The organism is Micromonospora sicca (assembly GCF_003172935.1).
GTDB classification, from domain to species: Bacteria; Actinomycetota; Actinomycetes; order Mycobacteriales; family Micromonosporaceae; genus Micromonospora; species Micromonospora sicca.
This window is the reverse complement of sequence record NZ_QGKS01000455.1, coordinates 16359-30628: the sequence shown is the minus strand read 5'-3', so window position 1 is coordinate 30628 and position 14270 is coordinate 16359. Positions and strand designations below refer to the sequence as shown.

Here is a 14270-nt window from a genome sequence, read left to right as displayed (position 1 = left end):
TGTGATCAGTTAGGCGACGAGGGCGTGCCGGGCGGGACCGCGGTGGGGGGCGATGGTGCTGCCGTCGGGGAGCAGCTCACCGGTGTCCTCGAAGACGATGACACCGTTGCAGAGCAGGCTCCAGCCCTGCTCACGGAAGCAGGCGATGACCCGGGCGGCTTCGCGGTCGGTCGCCTCGGCGGAGGGGCAGGTGGGTTGGTGCTGGCACATCGGGTTCTCCGGACTGTGGGGGCACTGTGTCATGGTTCACATGACCAGTGACGCACAGTACCAAGCGAAAGTGCGCGGTATCGAGCAGCCACCCGACATGTTCACCCGAAATCCGCTGAACGGATGAGCCAGAAAGAGCCGACCGGCGTGGAAACGCTCCCACCAGCGCTGATCGACGTACCCGCGGCACCGGACGACTGTCGCGGGCGGCTCGTCGAGCGCGCCCGGCTGCAATGGCGCTGCCACGACGGCGGCGACCCGGCCGCTCTCGCGCAGGAGTTCCTCACCGGCCACGGCGTCGCCGTCGCCGACCTGGGCCGCCCGGCCCGCCACGACCCGGACGGGGTCTGCGGCGCCGCCCTGTACCTCTCCGCCGCCGCCGGCGCCCTGCTGGCCGGCGGCGCGCCCGCCGCGGCCACCCCGGTGCCGGCGCTGCCCGACCTGGTGGTCGTCGTCTACGCGCACGGCGCCGCCGGTCCGGCGGCGCCCAGTCGGTTCCGGCCGGCCGACGTCCGCCCCACCCCGGTTGCGGCCGGGCGGCGGCCGGACCCGGCGCCGCGGTGGTGGCTGGGACCGTGGCGGGAGAGCTGGACCCCGGCGCAGCACGCCGACGCCGTCGAGGTGGTCCGCGCCGCCATCGGCCGGGGCGACGTCTACCAGGTCAACCTGGTCGGCCACGCCGCCGCGCCGTACGCCGGCGACCCGCTGCCCGCGCTTGCCCGCCTGGGCGCGCTGCCCGGCGCCCGCTACGGCGGCACGCTGTCGGGCCTGGACTGGGCGATCGGCTGCGCCTCCCCGGAGACCCTGGTCGAGGTCGACGGCGGACGGCTGGTGACCCGGCCCATCAAGGGCACCCGGCCGGCCACCGCCGAAGGCCGGCGGGAGCTGCTCGCCTCGGCCAAGGAACGCGCCGAGCACGTGATGATCGTCGACCTGGAGCGCAACGACCTGGCCCGGGTGGCCCGTACCGGGTCGGTGCGGGTGGATGAGCTGTTCGCCGTACGGCGGTGGTGCGACCTGTGGCAGGCGGAGTCGACGGTGTCGGCGGTGGCCGCCGACGGGCTGGGCCTGGCGGACCTGCTGCGGGCGGTCTGCCCGGGCGGGTCGGTGACCGGGGCGCCGAAGCTGGCCGCGCTGGACCGGATCGCGGCCCTGGAGCCGGTCGGCCGGGGGGCGAGCATGGGCGCGTTCGGCTGGGTGGGGTCCGGCCGGATCGACCTGGGCCTGACCATCCGCACCGCCGCGGCGGACGCCGACCGGCTGCACGTGTGGGCCGGCGGCGGCATCACCTGGGGCAGCGACCCGGCGGCGGAGGTCGCCGAGGCGGCGGCGAAGGCCGCCCCGGTGCGCGCCCTGCTCGCCGCCGGCTGAGCGGCCCGCCGTCAGGCCCGGGCGAACTCGTCCAGCGCGGCCAGCACCTTCTCGGTCATGCCGTGGCCGGTGCCGTGCCCGCCGGTCTCCACGATCTCCAGCCGGGCGTCGGGCCAGGCCCGGCTGAGCTGCCAGGCGATGTCCGGCGGGCCGCTGACGTCGAGCCGGCCCTGCACCAGCACACCCGGGATGCCGGCGAGCTTGCCGGCGTCGCGCAGCAGCGACCCGTCGGGCATGAACCCGCCGTTGCTGAAGTAGTGGGTGACCAGCCGGGCGAACCCCATCCGGAACACCGGGTCGGCGTAGCGGGGGCTGGGCCGGTAGCCGCCGGCCAGACAGACGTGCACGTCCTCCCAGGCGCACCAGTCGCGCGCCGCCCGGTCGCGCACCTCAGGGTCCGGGTCGGCGAGCAGCCGGGCGTACGCGGCCGACAGGTCGCCGTCGCGGTCGGCCTCGGGCACCCCGTCGCGGAACCGGGCCCATTCCTGCGGGAAGATCCGGCCCATGTCGCGGGTGACCCACTCGATCTCCCGGCGGGTGTTGGCCACCACGCTGAACAGCACCAGCGCGGTGACCCGCTCGGGGTGGCGCTGGGCGTACGCCAGGGCGAGCGAGGAGCCCCAGGAGGCGCCGTGCAGCAGCCAACGGTCGATGCCGAGGTGGACGCGCAGCCGCTCGATGTCGGCCAGCAGGTGGCCGGTCGTGTTGACCGACAGGTCCGCGGCCGGATCGCCGGCGTGCGGGGTGCTGCGGCCGCAGCCGCGCTGGTCGAACAGGACGATCCGGTAGGCGGCCGGGTCGAACATCCGGCGCCAGGCGGGGGTGGCGCCGGAGCCGGGCCCGCCGTGCACCTCCAGCGCGGCCCGGCCGTCGGGGTTGCCGCAGGTCTCCCAGTACACGTGCTGGCCGTCGCCGACGTCGAGCATCCCGTGGGCGTACGGCTCGATCGGTGGATACATCCCGGTTCCCCTCCCGCGGACCAGATACAACAGCGCTGTTACATTAGCGGACGTGACCGGAACCCCCGACCGCGAGGCGCTCGGCACCCTGCTGCGCCACGTCCTGGAGCTGCTCGACGGCGACGTCGCCGCGGTCTACGCCGACCTGGGCCTGGCCGACTACCGGCCGCGCTTCTCACCGCTGGTGCGGGTGCTGGTCGCCGACGGACCCCTGGCCATCCGCGACCTCGCCGCCCGGGTCGGGGTCACCCACTCGGCGGCCAGCCAGAGCGTGGCCCAGATGAGCCGCGCCGGACTGGTCACCCTCAGCCCCGGCGCGGACGCCCGGCAACGCATCGTCACCCTCACCGACCGGGCGTACGCGCTGCTGCCGGCGATCGAGGCGGAGTGGGCCGCCACCACCACCGCGATGCGGCAGCTCGACGCCGAACTGCCGGTGCCCCTGGCCGACGAGCTGTACGCGGTCCTCGCCGCGCTGCGCCGCCGGCCGCTGCGCGACCGGATCACCGACACCGGCCTGGCCCCCGACCGACCGCGCAGCCCGGCCCGACCGGACACCGCCGGGTGACGGCCTGCCGGCGGCTGACCCGCCGGTAGGGTCCGGTGGTGACCACCGAGTACAGCGGCACCGGGGACCCCGCCCGCAGCCTCGCCCTGCTCTGGCGCACCCGGGAGAAGACCAGCCGCAAGGGCGGCGACCTGAGCGTCGACCGGATCGTCCGCGCCGCCATCGAGGTCGCCGACGCCGAAGGGCTGGCCGCGCTGTCCATGCGCCGGGTCGCCGAGCGGCTCGGCGTCGGCACCATGTCGCTCTACACGCACGTGCCCGGCAAGGGCGAACTGCTCGACGTCATGCTCGACACCGTCTACGGCGAGACCGCCCGGCCCGAGGACGTCCCCGGCGGGTGGCGGGGCCGCCTGGCGCAGATCGCCCGGGAGACCTGGGCGCTGTACCTGCGCCACCCGTGGCTGCTCCAGGTCGCCACCACCCGCCCCCCGCTGGGCCCGAACCTCATCGCCAGATACGAGTACGAGCTGCGCGCGGTCGACGGCATCGGCCTGACCGACCTGGAGATGGACGCCGTGGTCACCCTCGTGGGCAGCTACGTCCACGGCGCGGCACGCGGCGCCGTGGAGGCCGCCCAGGCCGCCCAGCGCACCGGCATGACCGAACAACAGTGGTGGCACGCCCACGCCCCGTACCTGGAGAAGGCGATGGACCCGCGCCGGTTCCCCCTCGCGGCGCGGGTCGGCACCGCCGCCGGGCAGGAGTACCAGGCCGCCGCCGACCCGGGCCGGGCCTTCGAGTTCGGCCTGGCGCGGATCCTCGACGGCATCGAGGTCCTCGTCCGCGACCGGTGCGCCGCCGGCTGAGCGGCGGGTGGGCGCGTCGGCGGCCGTAACGGACGGATAGCCTTCCGGGCATGACTATGCGCCCCATCCGGATCATCGGCGACCCCGTGCTGCGCACCCCGTGCGAGCCGGTGACGAGCTTCGACGCCGACCTGCGCGCCCTGGTCGCCGACCTGATGGACACCCTGCTCGGCGCGCCCGGCCGGGCCGGCGTGGCCGCCCCGCAGATCGGGGTGAGCGTTCAGGTGTTCGTCTACGACGCCGACGGCCACCGCGGGCACATGATCAACCCGACGCTGGAGCTGTCCGAGGAGCGGCAGGACGACGACGAGGGCTGCCTGTCCATTCCCGGGCTGTACTTCCCGACCCCGCGGGCGATGCACGCCACCGCGCACGGCTTCGACCAGCACGGGGAGCCGCTGACCATCGCCGGCAGCGGGTTCCTCGCCCGCGCCCTGCAGCACGAGACCGACCACCTGGCCGGCCGCCTCTACGTCGACACGCTGCGCGGCGACGCCCGCCGCAAGGCGCTGCGGGAGATCCGCGCCGGCCGCTTCGACTCACCCAGCCGGGGACGCTGACGCGCAGCGGGGGTGGCCGACGACCGGCCACCCCCGCCATTGGCGATGGGTCACTTCGGCGGCGGGGCCACCAGGCAGGTCGCGGTCGAGGAGTTCCCGAAGTCGTCCACGCCCGTGATCACCGCGTCGCCGCGCAGCGTCACCTTGTAGTCGATGTCTCCGGTGCCGTCCTTGACGCGGGACTGCGCGCCGGGCGCCTGCACCAGCTTGATCTTGGTGTCGGCCGGGAACGGCCCGAAGCGCACCGACGGGTCGGCGGTGTCACCGACGAACACGTCCACCTTCGTGTCGACGATGTCGGTCGAGCGCAGCTGGTAGAACCCGTCCGGGTTGTACGAGCCGGGGGTGTTGTCGCCGCTGGGGTTGTTCGTCGGCACGCACAGGGTGGTCGGCGCGGTGGTGTCGACCACGCGCATGACCGCGGTGTCGCTGCCGGTGTTGCCGGCCGCGTCGGTGGCGGTGCAGGTGACCGCGGTGGCGCCCAGCGGGAAGGTGCTGCCCGGCGGCGGCGCACAGGTCGGGGTCAGCGGCCCGTCGACGTTGTCGGTGGCCGTGGCCGGGTAGTTGATGACCGCCCCGGCCGGGCTGGTCGCCTCGACGGTCCGGTCGTCGACGACCACGGTCGGCGGGGTGACGTCGTTGACCTTCACGGTGATCTGCTCGACGAACGCCGGCCCGCCGGGCAGGCCGTTGAGCAGGAAGTCCACCGTGCAGTGCAGGGTGGCGCCCTGGGTGGCGTCGCCGGCCACGGTGATGGTCTCGGCGAACGGCACGTCGGTGCCGCTCTGCTGGGTCCGCGACGCGGCGTCGAAGCTCACCGACAGCCCTGGGTCGCACGAGGTCACCGTCGGGGTGACGGTCACGTCGAGGTCGCGCAGCCCGCTCAGGATCGCCGCGGTCACCGTGTCCGGCGAGCTGCCGACCACCTGTCCGCCGGTCGCGCCGGCCACCGCCGTGGCCTGACCGTCGGCGTCCAGCCCGCCGCCGCCTCCGCTGACGTTCACCGCCAGCACCCGGGCGTCGTCGGCCTGCAGCGCCGCGGTGGCCTGGGCCAGGGTGTGCCCGGCGCTCGGGTCGTGGCTGGGGGCGTCGCCGACCAGCACCACCAGCCGGCTGCTGCCGGAGCGGTACGCGATCGCCCCGTCGGAGACCTGGAACAGCGCGTTCACCCAGGCCTCCGGGACGTCACCGCCCCCGCCGGCGGCCAGTCCGTCGACCGCGTTCTGCAGGGCGGTCGCGTCGCCGGTCAGGTTCTGCCGCACCCGGAACAGCTCCGCCCCGTCGCCCTCGTCCCGGTAGGACGCGACCGCGAACTCGGCGCTGGGCTGCGCGGTGCGGACGTTGGTGATCACCTGCTGCAGGTTGGTCCGGACGTTGGCGATCGCCGTGCCCATGCTGCCGGTCGTGTCGACCAGCAGCACCACGTCGGGCTTCGGCGGGATCGGCGGAGTCGAGACGACCTTGGCGATGTCGATGGTGGTGGCCGGGTTCGCGGCCCGGTCCACGGTGGCCGGGTCGACGCCCGGCGCGGCCCACGCCGGTGTGGCCACCGCGGTCACCATCGCGGTCACCGCTGCGGCGACGGTCACCGCCCTTTTTCTTCGCCCCCCGGATACTGCTGTCGAACCCATCGCGACTCCTTCAGCTCCGCCGCGCCTGACGGGCGCGACCTCTGTCAGGAACGCTAGGGGTCCGACGGGCCGCCGCGGGTCCGACATAAGTCCAGCTCAGGGTCGGGTTGTTGACCCGGCGTGGCGACTGGACGTGTCAGGCTGGACGACCTTCGCCATCACCCGCGGTGGTGCAGGCCGCACTCCACGAAGTCGGCGACGCGGGTGAAGCCCAGCCGCTCGTACAGCCGCAGCGCCGCCGGGTTGTCGGCCCGCACGTTGAGGGTGACGTGGTCGACGCTGCCGGCCAGCCGGGCGCACAGCGCGGCCACGGCGGCGCCGGCCAGTCCACGTCCCCGCGCCCCCGGGTGGGTGGTGACGTTGCCCAGCGCGGCCACCCGGAACGTCGGCGACCAGACGTGCACGCCGGCGACGGCGACCAGCTCACCGGCGGCGCGGACCCCGACGTACTGGCCGGTGTCGAGCATCCGCGGGTCGAACCAGTTGCCCGGGTAGGCGGTGGCGTAGAGGTCGAGCAGCTCGGGCAGGTCGGCCGGGCCGAGCACCTCGCCGGCGGGCGTGACCCGGGCCAGCCGCGCCGGGTCGGTCAACGCCATCCGGTGGTGCGTCGCGGCGTCGGCGACCCGGAACCACCGCGCCAGCGTCGTGTCCAGGCCGGGGGACAGGTGCGCCCACAGCCGGGCCGGCAGCAGCGGCGCGAGGTCGGTGAGCAGCTCCGCCAGCTCCGCGGTCCGCCGCGGGGACGCGAACGCCAGCAGCGTCGGCAGCGCGACACCGTGGTAGAGCAGCGCCACCTGGTCGTCCCGGCGGAACCACGAGGTGTACGGCCAGAAGAAGTCGTCCAGGTCGCCCAACTGATACGCGTGCAGCACCGGGTCCCGGCTCAGCAGGTCGGCCAGGACGGCCCGGTCGTGTTCAGCGCGTACCGGCATCCGCCGATGATCACACAGTGCCGGTCAGCAGCCGGGGCGGCCTGCCGGTTCGACGGGCAGGTTCTCGTGGGCCCAGCGCGCCAGGGCGTCCAGGGCGGGCACCAGCGCCGCGCCCCGCTCGGTGAGCTGGTAGCTGACCCCCAGCGGGGGCCCCTCCCGCACGGTCCGGGAGACCAGCCCCACCCGGGCCAGTTCGCCGAGGCGGTCGGAGAGCACCGATTCGCTGATCCCCGGCAGTGCGCGGGTCAGCTCGGCGAAGCCGGCCGGTCCGTTGGCCAGGGTGGCCAGCAGGACGCCGTTCCACCGCTTGCCGAGGAACGCGAAGGCGCGGGCGATCCCCCCGTCGCACGCCCGTGCTGTGCCGCCGACTTCCGGCCTGGCCGTCATACCCCGAGGATACCGGCCGCGCCGACACGACACGGCACTACTAAAAAGCTAGCTGCTACTGTTGCAGGAGGACCCCAATCAGAGCGAGGATCCCTGATGACCGACCTGATCACCCTGCACCCCGAGGCGCGGGCGCAGCTGTTCACCGACGCCCGCACCGCCAACACGTTCACCGACGAACCCGTCAGCGACGAGCAACTGCGGGCCATCTTCGAACTCGCCAAGTACCCGCCCACCGCCGCGAACACCCAGCCGCTGCGGGTGCTCTACATCCGCGACGGTGAGCCCCGCGAACGGCTGCTCACCCACATGAACGAGGGCAACCGGGCCAAGACCGCGTCCGCACCGGTCGTCGCCGTGCTGGCCGCCGACACCGACTTCCACGAGTTCATCCCGCGGGTCTTCCCGATCCGCGCGCAGATGCGCGACGCCCTCGCGGGCGACGTGCAGGCCCGCGAGCGGATGGCCCGGTTCAACGCCACCCTGCAGATCGGCTACTGGCTGCTCGCCGTCCGGGCCGCCGGGCTGGCCGCCGGACCGATGGGCGGCTTCGACGCCGACGGCCTCGACAAGGAGTTCTTCGCCGACAACGGCTGGAGGTCCGTGCTCGTGGTCAACATCGGCAAGCCCGGCCCGGACGCCTGGTTCCCCCGGCTGCCCCGGCTCGACTACGACGACGTCGTCCGGCACGCCTGAGCCGACGCTCGCCGCCGGCCGGTCAGGCGACCCACCGGCCGATCAGCTGGCCAGCCACTGGTCGTAGCCCAGCTTCCCGACCAGGGCCAGCACCACCACCAGCAGCACCACCCGCACGAAACCGGCGCCGCGCCGCAACGCCATCCGCGCGCCCAGCGCGGCGCCGGCGACGTTGCACACCGCCATCGCCGCGCCCAGCAGCCACCACACGTGCCCCGTCCACGCGAACACCACCAGCGCGCCCAGGTTCGTGCCCGCGTTGACCACCTTCGCCATCGCCGAGCCGTGCACGAAGTCCGCCCCCACCAGCGCGGTGAACGCCAGCACCAGGAACGTGCCCGTGCCCGGGCCGATCAACCCGTCGTACAGGGCGATGCCCAGGCCGGCGACCGCCACCGCCGCGACCACCCGCCGCGGGGTACGCCGCGCCGGCTGCGCCACCACCCCCAACCGCGGCCGCGCCAGCACGAACACCGCCACCGACACCAGCACCAGCAGCACCACCGGCCGGTACGCCCCCGCCGGCACCGCCCCCGCGAGGGCCGCGCCCAGCCCGGCCGTCAGCACCGCCAACCCGGCCGACGGCCCGGCCACCGCCCAGTCCAGCTTCGTACGCCGCGCGTACGTCACCGCAGCCGTCGACGTGCCGAAGATCGCCGCCAGCTTGTTCGTGCCCAACGCGGTCGCCACCGGCACCCCCGGCGCGGCCACCAGCAGCGCCGGCAGGTGGGTGAAGTACTGCACGAAGCCGATCAGGCCCTGCCCGAGTTCCACCGCGACCAGCACCACGGCGGCCCGGGTGGCCCGGGCCGCGCCGATCGCGCGGAAGGCGAAGACCAGCGCCACGGACAGCCCGATCAGCAGGAAGACGCCGTCGGCGTGCACCTGGGAGATCGCTTCGGGGTCCAGGCCGTTGCGGGCGGCGCCCTGGTCGCCGGCGTGCGGGCCGCTGCCGGTCACCCAGGTGCCGACCACCAGCACCGCCGCGCCGACCAGCGTGGTGACCAGCGCGAGGGTGCGCAGCGCGGCGGGCACGGTGGGGGTCGCCGGCCCGTCCGGCTCGACGGTGCGCCGCCAGAGGGCGTACGCGGCGGCGATGACCAGCATCGAGGCGAGGAAGTGCAGCCCGACCACCCACGGGTTGAGGTTGGTCAGCACGGTGATGCCGCCGATCACCGCCTGCGCGGGGATGCCCAGGAAGACCGCGACGGCCAAGGGCAGCAGGCCGCGCGGGCGGGGCCGCCGGGCCAGCACGGCGAGCAGCACGGCGAGCGCGATGATCCCGACCGCGAAGGTGAGCAGTCGGTTGCCGAACTCGATCACGCCGTGCGCGCCCATCTCCGGAGTGGTGACATACGACCCGTCGGTGCACCGGGGCCAGGTGGGGCAGCCGAGACCGGAGGCGGTGAGCCGGACGGCCCCGCCGGTGACCACGATCGCGACGTTCGCGATGATCGAGGCGAACGCGAGGCGGCGCAGCAGCGAGGCGGAGACCGGGAACCGGACGGAAGGCTTCACGGAGCGAATCCTACGCACCGTAGTGGTACCCGATCGGGCGACTCTGTCGGGCCGGTGGTCGGGATCACCGGGACCCGGGTTTGCGGGCCCCGGATGAATTACGTAACGTTGGCGTTGTGAAAAACGCGGCGGAGCTCTCCGGGCACCTGCCGACGACCGCTCCGGTCGCCGGCGCGGCCGCGTCCGATCTTTCCACCCGGGACCGGGTCACCCAACTCCTGTTGGAGCGGGGGGCGACCACCGCCGCGCAGCTCGGCTCGGCGCTCGGGCTCAGCCCGGCGGCGATCCGCCGGCACCTCGACGCGATGCTCGCCGACGGCGACGTGGTCGCCCGCGAGCAGGCCGTGCGGGGCAGCCGCGGTCGGGGTCGCCCGGCCAAGGTGTTCGTGTTGACCGAGGCGGCCCGGGTCCGCTGTGGCACCCACCACTACGACAACATGGCCACCGCCGCGCTGCGCTGGATCGCCGGCAACGGCGGGCCCGAGGCGGTCGCGGCGTTCGCCGCCGACCAGGTGGCTGCACTGGAGGCCCGCTGCCGGGCCGCCATGGAGGGCGCCGGCGACAATCCGATGGCCCGGGCGGAGGCGCTCGCGGGAGCGCTGACCGTCGAGGGATACGCTGCCAACGCGTCCACGATCGCCTCCGGCGGCCAGCTCTGTCAGCACCACTGTCCGGTGGCGCACGTCGCCGCCGAGTTCCCCCAGCTGTGCGAGGCCGAGACCGCGGTGATCTCCCGTCTGGTCGGCACCCACGTGCAGCGCCTGGCCACCATCGCGCACGGCGACGGGGTGTGCACCACGCACATCCCGGCCCAGCCGCGTGCCCAGTCCGGTAAGACCGTCACCACTGTGAGGACAGATAGATGACCGAGCAGATCGTCCAGCCCCTGACCCAGGAGGAGCAGCTCGCTGCCCTCGGTCGGTACGAGTACGGCTGGTCCGACCCCGACGCCGCCGGGGCAATCGCCCAGCGTGGCCTCAACGAGGCGGTGGTGCGGGACATCTCGGCGAAGAAGAACGAGCCGGCCTGGATGCTCGACCTGCGCCTGAAGGGCCTGCGGCTGTTCGGCCGCAAGCCGATGCCGGCCTGGGGCGCGGACCTCACCGGGATCGACTTCGACAACATCAAGTACTTCGTGCGGTCCACCGAGAAGCAGGCCACCAGCTGGGAGGACCTGCCGGAGGACATCAAGAACACCTACGACCGGCTGGGCATCCCGGAGGCGGAGAAGCAGCGACTGGTCGCCGGTGTCGCGGCGCAGTACGAGTCCGAGGTGGTCTACCACAAGATCCGTGAGGACCTCGAGGAGCAGGGTGTCATCTTCCTGGACACCGACACCGCGCTGCGCGAGCACGAGGACGTCTTCAAGGAGTACTTCGGCACGGTGATCCCGGTCGGCGACAACAAGTTCGCCGCGCTGAACACCTCCGTGTGGTCCGGTGGCTCGTTCATCTACGTGCCGAAGGGCGTGCACGTGGAGATCCCGCTGCAGGCCTACTTCCGGATCAACACGGAGAACATGGGCCAGTTCGAGCGGACGCTGATCATCGTCGACGAGGGTGCGTACGTGCACTACGTCGAGGGCTGCACCGCGCCGCTGTACTCCTCCGACTCGCTGCACAGCGCGGTCGTGGAGATCATCGTCAAGAAGAACGCCCGCTGCCGTTACACGACCATCCAGAACTGGTCGAACAACGTCTACAACCTGGTCACCAAGCGCGCCGTCTGCCACGAGGGCGCGACCATGGAGTGGGTCGACGGCAACATCGGCTCCAAGGTCACCATGAAGTACCCGGCGGTCTACATGACCGGCGAGCACGCCAAGGGCGAGGTGCTCTCGGTGGCCATGGCCGGCGAGGGCCAGCACCAGGACGCCGGCGCCAAGATGGTGCACGCGGCACCGCACACCTCCTCGACCATCGTGTCGAAGTCGATCGCCCGGGGCGGCGGTCGCACCTCGTACCGCGGTCTGGTGCAGGTGCTGGAGGGTTCGCACAGCAGCCGGAGCACGGTCAAGTGCGACGCCCTGCTGGTGGACACCATCTCCCGCTCGGACACCTACCCGTACGTCGACATCCGTGAGGACGACGTGTCGATGGGGCACGAGGCGACCGTCTCCAAGATCAGTGACGACCAGCTCTTCTACCTGATGAGCCGGGGCCTGAGCGAGGACGAGGCGATGGCGATGATCGTGCGCGGCTTCATCGAGCCGATCGCCAAGGAGCTCCCGATGGAGTACGCCCTGGAGCTCAACCGCCTGATCGAGCTCCAGATGGAGGGCGCGGTCGGCTGACGCCGCCCACCTTGCGGCGGGCCGTGCCCGGCCCGCCCTCCGGTTCACCTGACACCGCCGTCGCAGAACAGACCAAGGAAGAGATGACTACCCAGGCTTCCGCGCCCCCGAGCACCAAGTCGCAGGCGCTCCGCTCGTACGACGTCGCCGACTTCCCGGCCCTGACCGGCCTGGAGGAGGAGTGGCGCTTCACCCCGCTCAAGCGCCTGCGCGGCCTGGTCGGCGGGGCGCAGGCCGCGACCGGCACGGTCCGGCACGAGTACGGCGACCTGCCCGAGGGCGTCACCGTCTCCCGGATCGGCAAGGACGACCCGCGAGTGGGCAGCGTGCTCACCCCGGTCGACCGGGTCAGCGCGCTCGCCTACGGCGGCGCCGCGGACGCGCTGCTGGTCCAGGTAGATCCCTCGGCCGTGGTTGCGGCGCCGGTGAGCCTGCGGGTGGTCGGCGACGGCGCCGAGGGCGTGGCGTTCGGGCACACCTTCGTCGAGGTGGGCCGGTTCGCCGAGGTGACGGTGGTGCTGGAGCACGCCGGCTCCGCGACCCTCGCGGACAACGTCGAGGTGGCGGTGGCCGACGGCGCGAAGCTGACCCTGGTCACCGTGGCCGACTGGGCGGACGACGCCGTCCAGGCCCAGCACCTGAAGGTCAAGTTGGGCCGGGACGCCAAGATGATCCACGTCCAGGTCAGCCTGGGCGGCGACCTGGTCCGCCAGTACACCAGCGTGGAGTACGCCGACCGGGGTGGCGAGGCCGAGCTGTACGGCGTCTACTTCGCCGACTCGGGCCAGCACCTGGAGCACCGCCAGCTGGTCGACCACACCGTGCCGGACTGCCGCAGCTACGTCGGCTACCGGGGCGCCCTGCAGGGGGAGAGCGCGCACACCGTCTGGGTGGGTGACGTGCTGATCCGTGCCGAGGCGACCGGCACCGACACGTACGAGATCAACCGGAACCTGCTGCTCACCGACGGCGCGCGGGCGGACTCCGTACCGAATCTGGAGATCGAGACCGGCGAGATCGCCGGCGCCGGCCACGCGAGCGCGACCGGCCGCTTCGACGACGAGCAGCTGTTCTACCTGATGGCCCGGGGCATCCCGGAGGGCGAGGCCCGCCGTCTGGTGGTGCGCGGCTTCTTCGCCGAGCTGATCAACAAGATCCCGGTCGAGGAGCTGCGGGAGCGGCTCGGCGACGCGATCGAGGCGCGACTGACCAAGGCCGGCGCCTGATGATCAAGATCTGCTCGACCGAGGACGTGCCGAAGGGCACCGCGATCAGCGCCGACGTGGACGGCACCCAGATCGCCATCGTGCACGGCGAGGACGACAACTTCTACGCCGTGTACGACGAGTGCTCGCACGCCGCGGTGGCCCTCTCCGAGGGCGAGGTCGACGGCTGCACGCTGGAATGCTGGCTGCACGGATCCCGTTTCGACCTGAGGACGGGTGAGCCCACCGGGCTGCCCGCCACCGAACCCGTTCCCGTCTATCCCGTCGAAGTCCGCGACGGCGACATCTACGTCAGCCTGACGCCGAGCAATGGAGTGACCCGCTAATGAGCACCCTGGAGATCCGCGACCTGAAGGTGTCGGTCAAGCTGCCCGAGGGTGAGCTCAAGCCGATCCTGGCCGGTGTCGACCTGACCGTGAAGTCGGGTGAGACCCACGCGATCATGGGCCCGAACGGCTCGGGCAAGTCCACCCTCGCGTACTCGATCGCCGGTCACCCGAAGTACGAGATCACCGGCGGCTCGGTGACCCTCGACGGCGAGGACGTGCTGGCCATGTCCGTCGACGAGCGGGCCCGCGCCGGCCTCTTCCTGGCCATGCAGTACCCGGTCGAGGTCCCCGGCGTCTCGGTCGCCAACTTCCTGCGTACCGCCAAGACCGCCATCGACGGCGAGGCCCCGAAGCTGCGCACCTGGGGCGGCGAGCTGCGCGGCGCCATGGAGCGCCTCCAGATGGACCCGGCGTTCGCCCAGCGCAACGTCAACGAGGGCTTCTCCGGCGGCGAGAAGAAGCGGCACGAGATCGTGCAGCTGGAGCTGCTCAAGCCGAAGATGGCGATCCTCGACGAGACCGACTCCGGCCTCGACGTGGACGCGCTGCGCGTGGTCAGCGAGGGCGTCAACCGGGTCCGCGACACCGGCGACACCGGCCTGCTCCTGATCACCCACTACACCCGGATCCTGCGCTACATCAAGCCCGACTTCGTGCACGTCTTCGTCGCCGGCCGAATCGTCGAGCAGGGCGGCCCGGAGCTGGCCGACAAGCTCGAGGAATCCGGCTACGAGCGGTACGTCGCCGGAGCCGGCGCCGCGCGGGCCTGAGACACGGAACAGGG

The 14270-nt window shown here is 72.9% G+C and carries 16 protein-coding genes; 10 read left to right on the top strand and 6 right to left on the bottom strand.

The window, feature by feature from the left end; translation table 11 throughout:
* Positions 1-9: 9 nt before the first annotated feature.
* The gene (locus DKT69_RS34020) at positions 10-210 is read right to left on the bottom strand and encodes a DUF5999 family protein (RefSeq protein ID WP_088962150.1); all 201 of its coding nucleotides are present in this window, start codon (positions 208-210) and stop codon (positions 10-12) included.
* A gap of 123 nt (positions 211-333) precedes the next feature.
* Here DKT69_RS34020 and DKT69_RS34015 point away from each other — a divergent pair, with 123 nt between their 5' ends.
* Positions 334-1581: a chorismate-binding protein gene (locus DKT69_RS34015; protein WP_109805499.1), complete on the top strand. Its 1248-nt coding sequence runs from the start codon at positions 334-336 to the stop codon at positions 1579-1581.
* A gap of 11 nt (positions 1582-1592) precedes the next feature.
* Here DKT69_RS34015 and pip read toward each other — a convergent pair whose 3' ends face one another.
* Complete coding sequence (gene pip / locus DKT69_RS34010) at positions 1593-2540, bottom strand: prolyl aminopeptidase (protein WP_109805498.1); 948 nt, start codon at positions 2538-2540, stop codon at positions 1593-1595.
* Between the two features lie 52 nt (positions 2541-2592).
* Between pip and DKT69_RS34005 the strand changes: the two genes are divergently transcribed.
* Genes DKT69_RS34005 through def form a run of 3 tightly spaced genes read left to right on the top strand, consistent with a single transcriptional unit; the run spans position 2593 to position 4474 of the window.
* Positions 2593-3108 (top strand): MarR family winged helix-turn-helix transcriptional regulator, encoded by a 516-nt coding sequence (locus DKT69_RS34005; RefSeq protein ID WP_109805497.1) that lies wholly within the window; start codon positions 2593-2595, stop codon positions 3106-3108.
* Positions 3109-3146: 38 nt separating this feature from the next.
* The gene (locus tag DKT69_RS34000; RefSeq protein ID WP_109805517.1) at positions 3147-3914 is read left to right on the top strand and encodes a TetR/AcrR family transcriptional regulator; all 768 of its coding nucleotides are present in this window, start codon (positions 3147-3149) and stop codon (positions 3912-3914) included.
* Positions 3915-3964: 50 nt separating this feature from the next.
* The gene (gene def, locus DKT69_RS33995; RefSeq protein WP_109805496.1) at positions 3965-4474 is read left to right on the top strand and encodes a peptide deformylase; all 510 of its coding nucleotides are present in this window, start codon (positions 3965-3967) and stop codon (positions 4472-4474) included.
* 50 nt (positions 4475-4524) lie between these two features.
* On the opposite strand, the gene DKT69_RS33990 is transcribed toward def, so the two are convergent.
* The 3 genes from DKT69_RS33990 to DKT69_RS33980 form a co-directional block, all read right to left on the bottom strand.
* Positions 4525-6063 carry a VWA domain-containing protein gene (locus DKT69_RS33990; protein WP_161558003.1) on the bottom strand — a complete coding sequence of 513 codons (1539 nt, stop codon included), beginning with the start codon at positions 6061-6063 and terminating at the stop codon, positions 4525-4527.
* A 200-nt stretch (positions 6064-6263) separates the two neighbouring features.
* Positions 6264-7037, bottom strand: a complete 774-nt coding sequence (locus DKT69_RS33985) for a GNAT family N-acetyltransferase (RefSeq protein WP_109805494.1) — start codon at positions 7035-7037, stop codon at positions 6264-6266.
* Between the two features lie 24 nt (positions 7038-7061).
* Positions 7062-7424 (bottom strand): winged helix-turn-helix transcriptional regulator, encoded by a 363-nt coding sequence (locus DKT69_RS33980; RefSeq protein WP_109805493.1) that lies wholly within the window; start codon positions 7422-7424, stop codon positions 7062-7064.
* A 96-nt stretch (positions 7425-7520) separates the two neighbouring features.
* Here DKT69_RS33980 and DKT69_RS33975 point away from each other — a divergent pair, with 96 nt between their 5' ends.
* On the top strand, positions 7521-8120 hold the full coding sequence (locus DKT69_RS33975; protein WP_109805492.1) for a malonic semialdehyde reductase: 600 nt from the start codon (positions 7521-7523) through the stop codon (positions 8118-8120).
* A gap of 42 nt (positions 8121-8162) precedes the next feature.
* Here the strand turns inward: DKT69_RS33975 and DKT69_RS33970 are convergent, their stop codons facing one another.
* Positions 8163-9656 carry a COX15/CtaA family protein gene (locus tag DKT69_RS33970; protein WP_201749998.1) on the bottom strand — a complete coding sequence of 498 codons (1494 nt, stop codon included), beginning with the start codon at positions 9654-9656 and terminating at the stop codon, positions 8163-8165.
* A 98-nt stretch (positions 9657-9754) separates the two neighbouring features.
* Between DKT69_RS33970 and DKT69_RS33965 the strand changes: the two genes are divergently transcribed.
* From DKT69_RS33965 to sufC, 5 genes are all read left to right on the top strand, one after another.
* Positions 9755-10504: a helix-turn-helix transcriptional regulator gene (locus DKT69_RS33965; RefSeq protein WP_109805490.1), complete on the top strand. Its 750-nt coding sequence runs from the start codon at positions 9755-9757 to the stop codon at positions 10502-10504.
* Positions 10501-11931, top strand: coding sequence for a Fe-S cluster assembly protein SufB (sufB, locus tag DKT69_RS33960; protein ID WP_109805489.1), 1431 nt, complete (start codon positions 10501-10503; stop codon positions 11929-11931). Before DKT69_RS33965 ends, sufB begins: the two co-directional genes overlap by 4 nt.
* 83 nt (positions 11932-12014) lie before the next feature.
* The gene (sufD, locus tag DKT69_RS33955; RefSeq protein ID WP_109805488.1) at positions 12015-13157 is read left to right on the top strand and encodes a Fe-S cluster assembly protein SufD; all 1143 of its coding nucleotides are present in this window, start codon (positions 12015-12017) and stop codon (positions 13155-13157) included.
* A complete protein-coding gene (locus DKT69_RS33950) occupies positions 13157-13483 on the top strand; it encodes a non-heme iron oxygenase ferredoxin subunit (RefSeq protein WP_088961257.1) in 327 nt (108 codons plus the stop codon). Before sufD ends, DKT69_RS33950 begins: the two co-directional genes overlap by 1 nt.
* Positions 13483-14256, top strand: a complete 774-nt coding sequence (sufC, locus tag DKT69_RS33945; RefSeq protein ID WP_109805487.1) for a Fe-S cluster assembly ATPase SufC — start codon at positions 13483-13485, stop codon at positions 14254-14256. The genes DKT69_RS33950 and sufC overlap by 1 nt, the downstream gene beginning before the upstream one ends.
* Positions 14257-14270 lie beyond the last annotated feature (14 nt).

Excerpts from the sequence above, each read along its gene's own strand:
- pip (WP_109805498.1), bottom strand. The coding sequence starts at position 2,540 with ATGTATCCACCGATCGAGCCGTACGCCCACGGGATGCTCGACGTCGGC.
- DKT69_RS33985 (WP_109805494.1), bottom strand. The coding sequence starts at position 7,037 with ATGCCGGTACGCGCTGAACACGACCGGGCCGTCCTGGCCGACCTGCTG.
- DKT69_RS33975 (WP_109805492.1), top strand. The coding sequence starts at position 7,521 with ATGACCGACCTGATCACCCTGCACCCCGAGGCGCGGGCGCAGCTGTTC.
- sufC (WP_109805487.1), top strand. The coding sequence starts at position 13,483 with ATGAGCACCCTGGAGATCCGCGACCTGAAGGTGTCGGTCAAGCTGCCC.
- DKT69_RS34015 (WP_109805499.1), top strand. The coding sequence starts at position 334 with ATGAGCCAGAAAGAGCCGACCGGCGTGGAAACGCTCCCACCAGCGCTG.
- DKT69_RS33980 (WP_109805493.1), bottom strand. The coding sequence starts at position 7,424 with ATGACGGCCAGGCCGGAAGTCGGCGGCACAGCACGGGCGTGCGACGGG.
- DKT69_RS33950 (WP_088961257.1), top strand. The coding sequence starts at position 13,157 with ATGATCAAGATCTGCTCGACCGAGGACGTGCCGAAGGGCACCGCGATC.
- DKT69_RS34020 (WP_088962150.1), bottom strand. The coding sequence starts at position 210 with ATGTGCCAGCACCAACCCACCTGCCCCTCCGCCGAGGCGACCGACCGC.
- def (WP_109805496.1), top strand. The coding sequence starts at position 3,965 with ATGACTATGCGCCCCATCCGGATCATCGGCGACCCCGTGCTGCGCACC.
- sufD (WP_109805488.1), top strand. The coding sequence starts at position 12,015 with ATGACTACCCAGGCTTCCGCGCCCCCGAGCACCAAGTCGCAGGCGCTC.
- sufB (WP_109805489.1), top strand. The coding sequence starts at position 10,501 with ATGACCGAGCAGATCGTCCAGCCCCTGACCCAGGAGGAGCAGCTCGCT.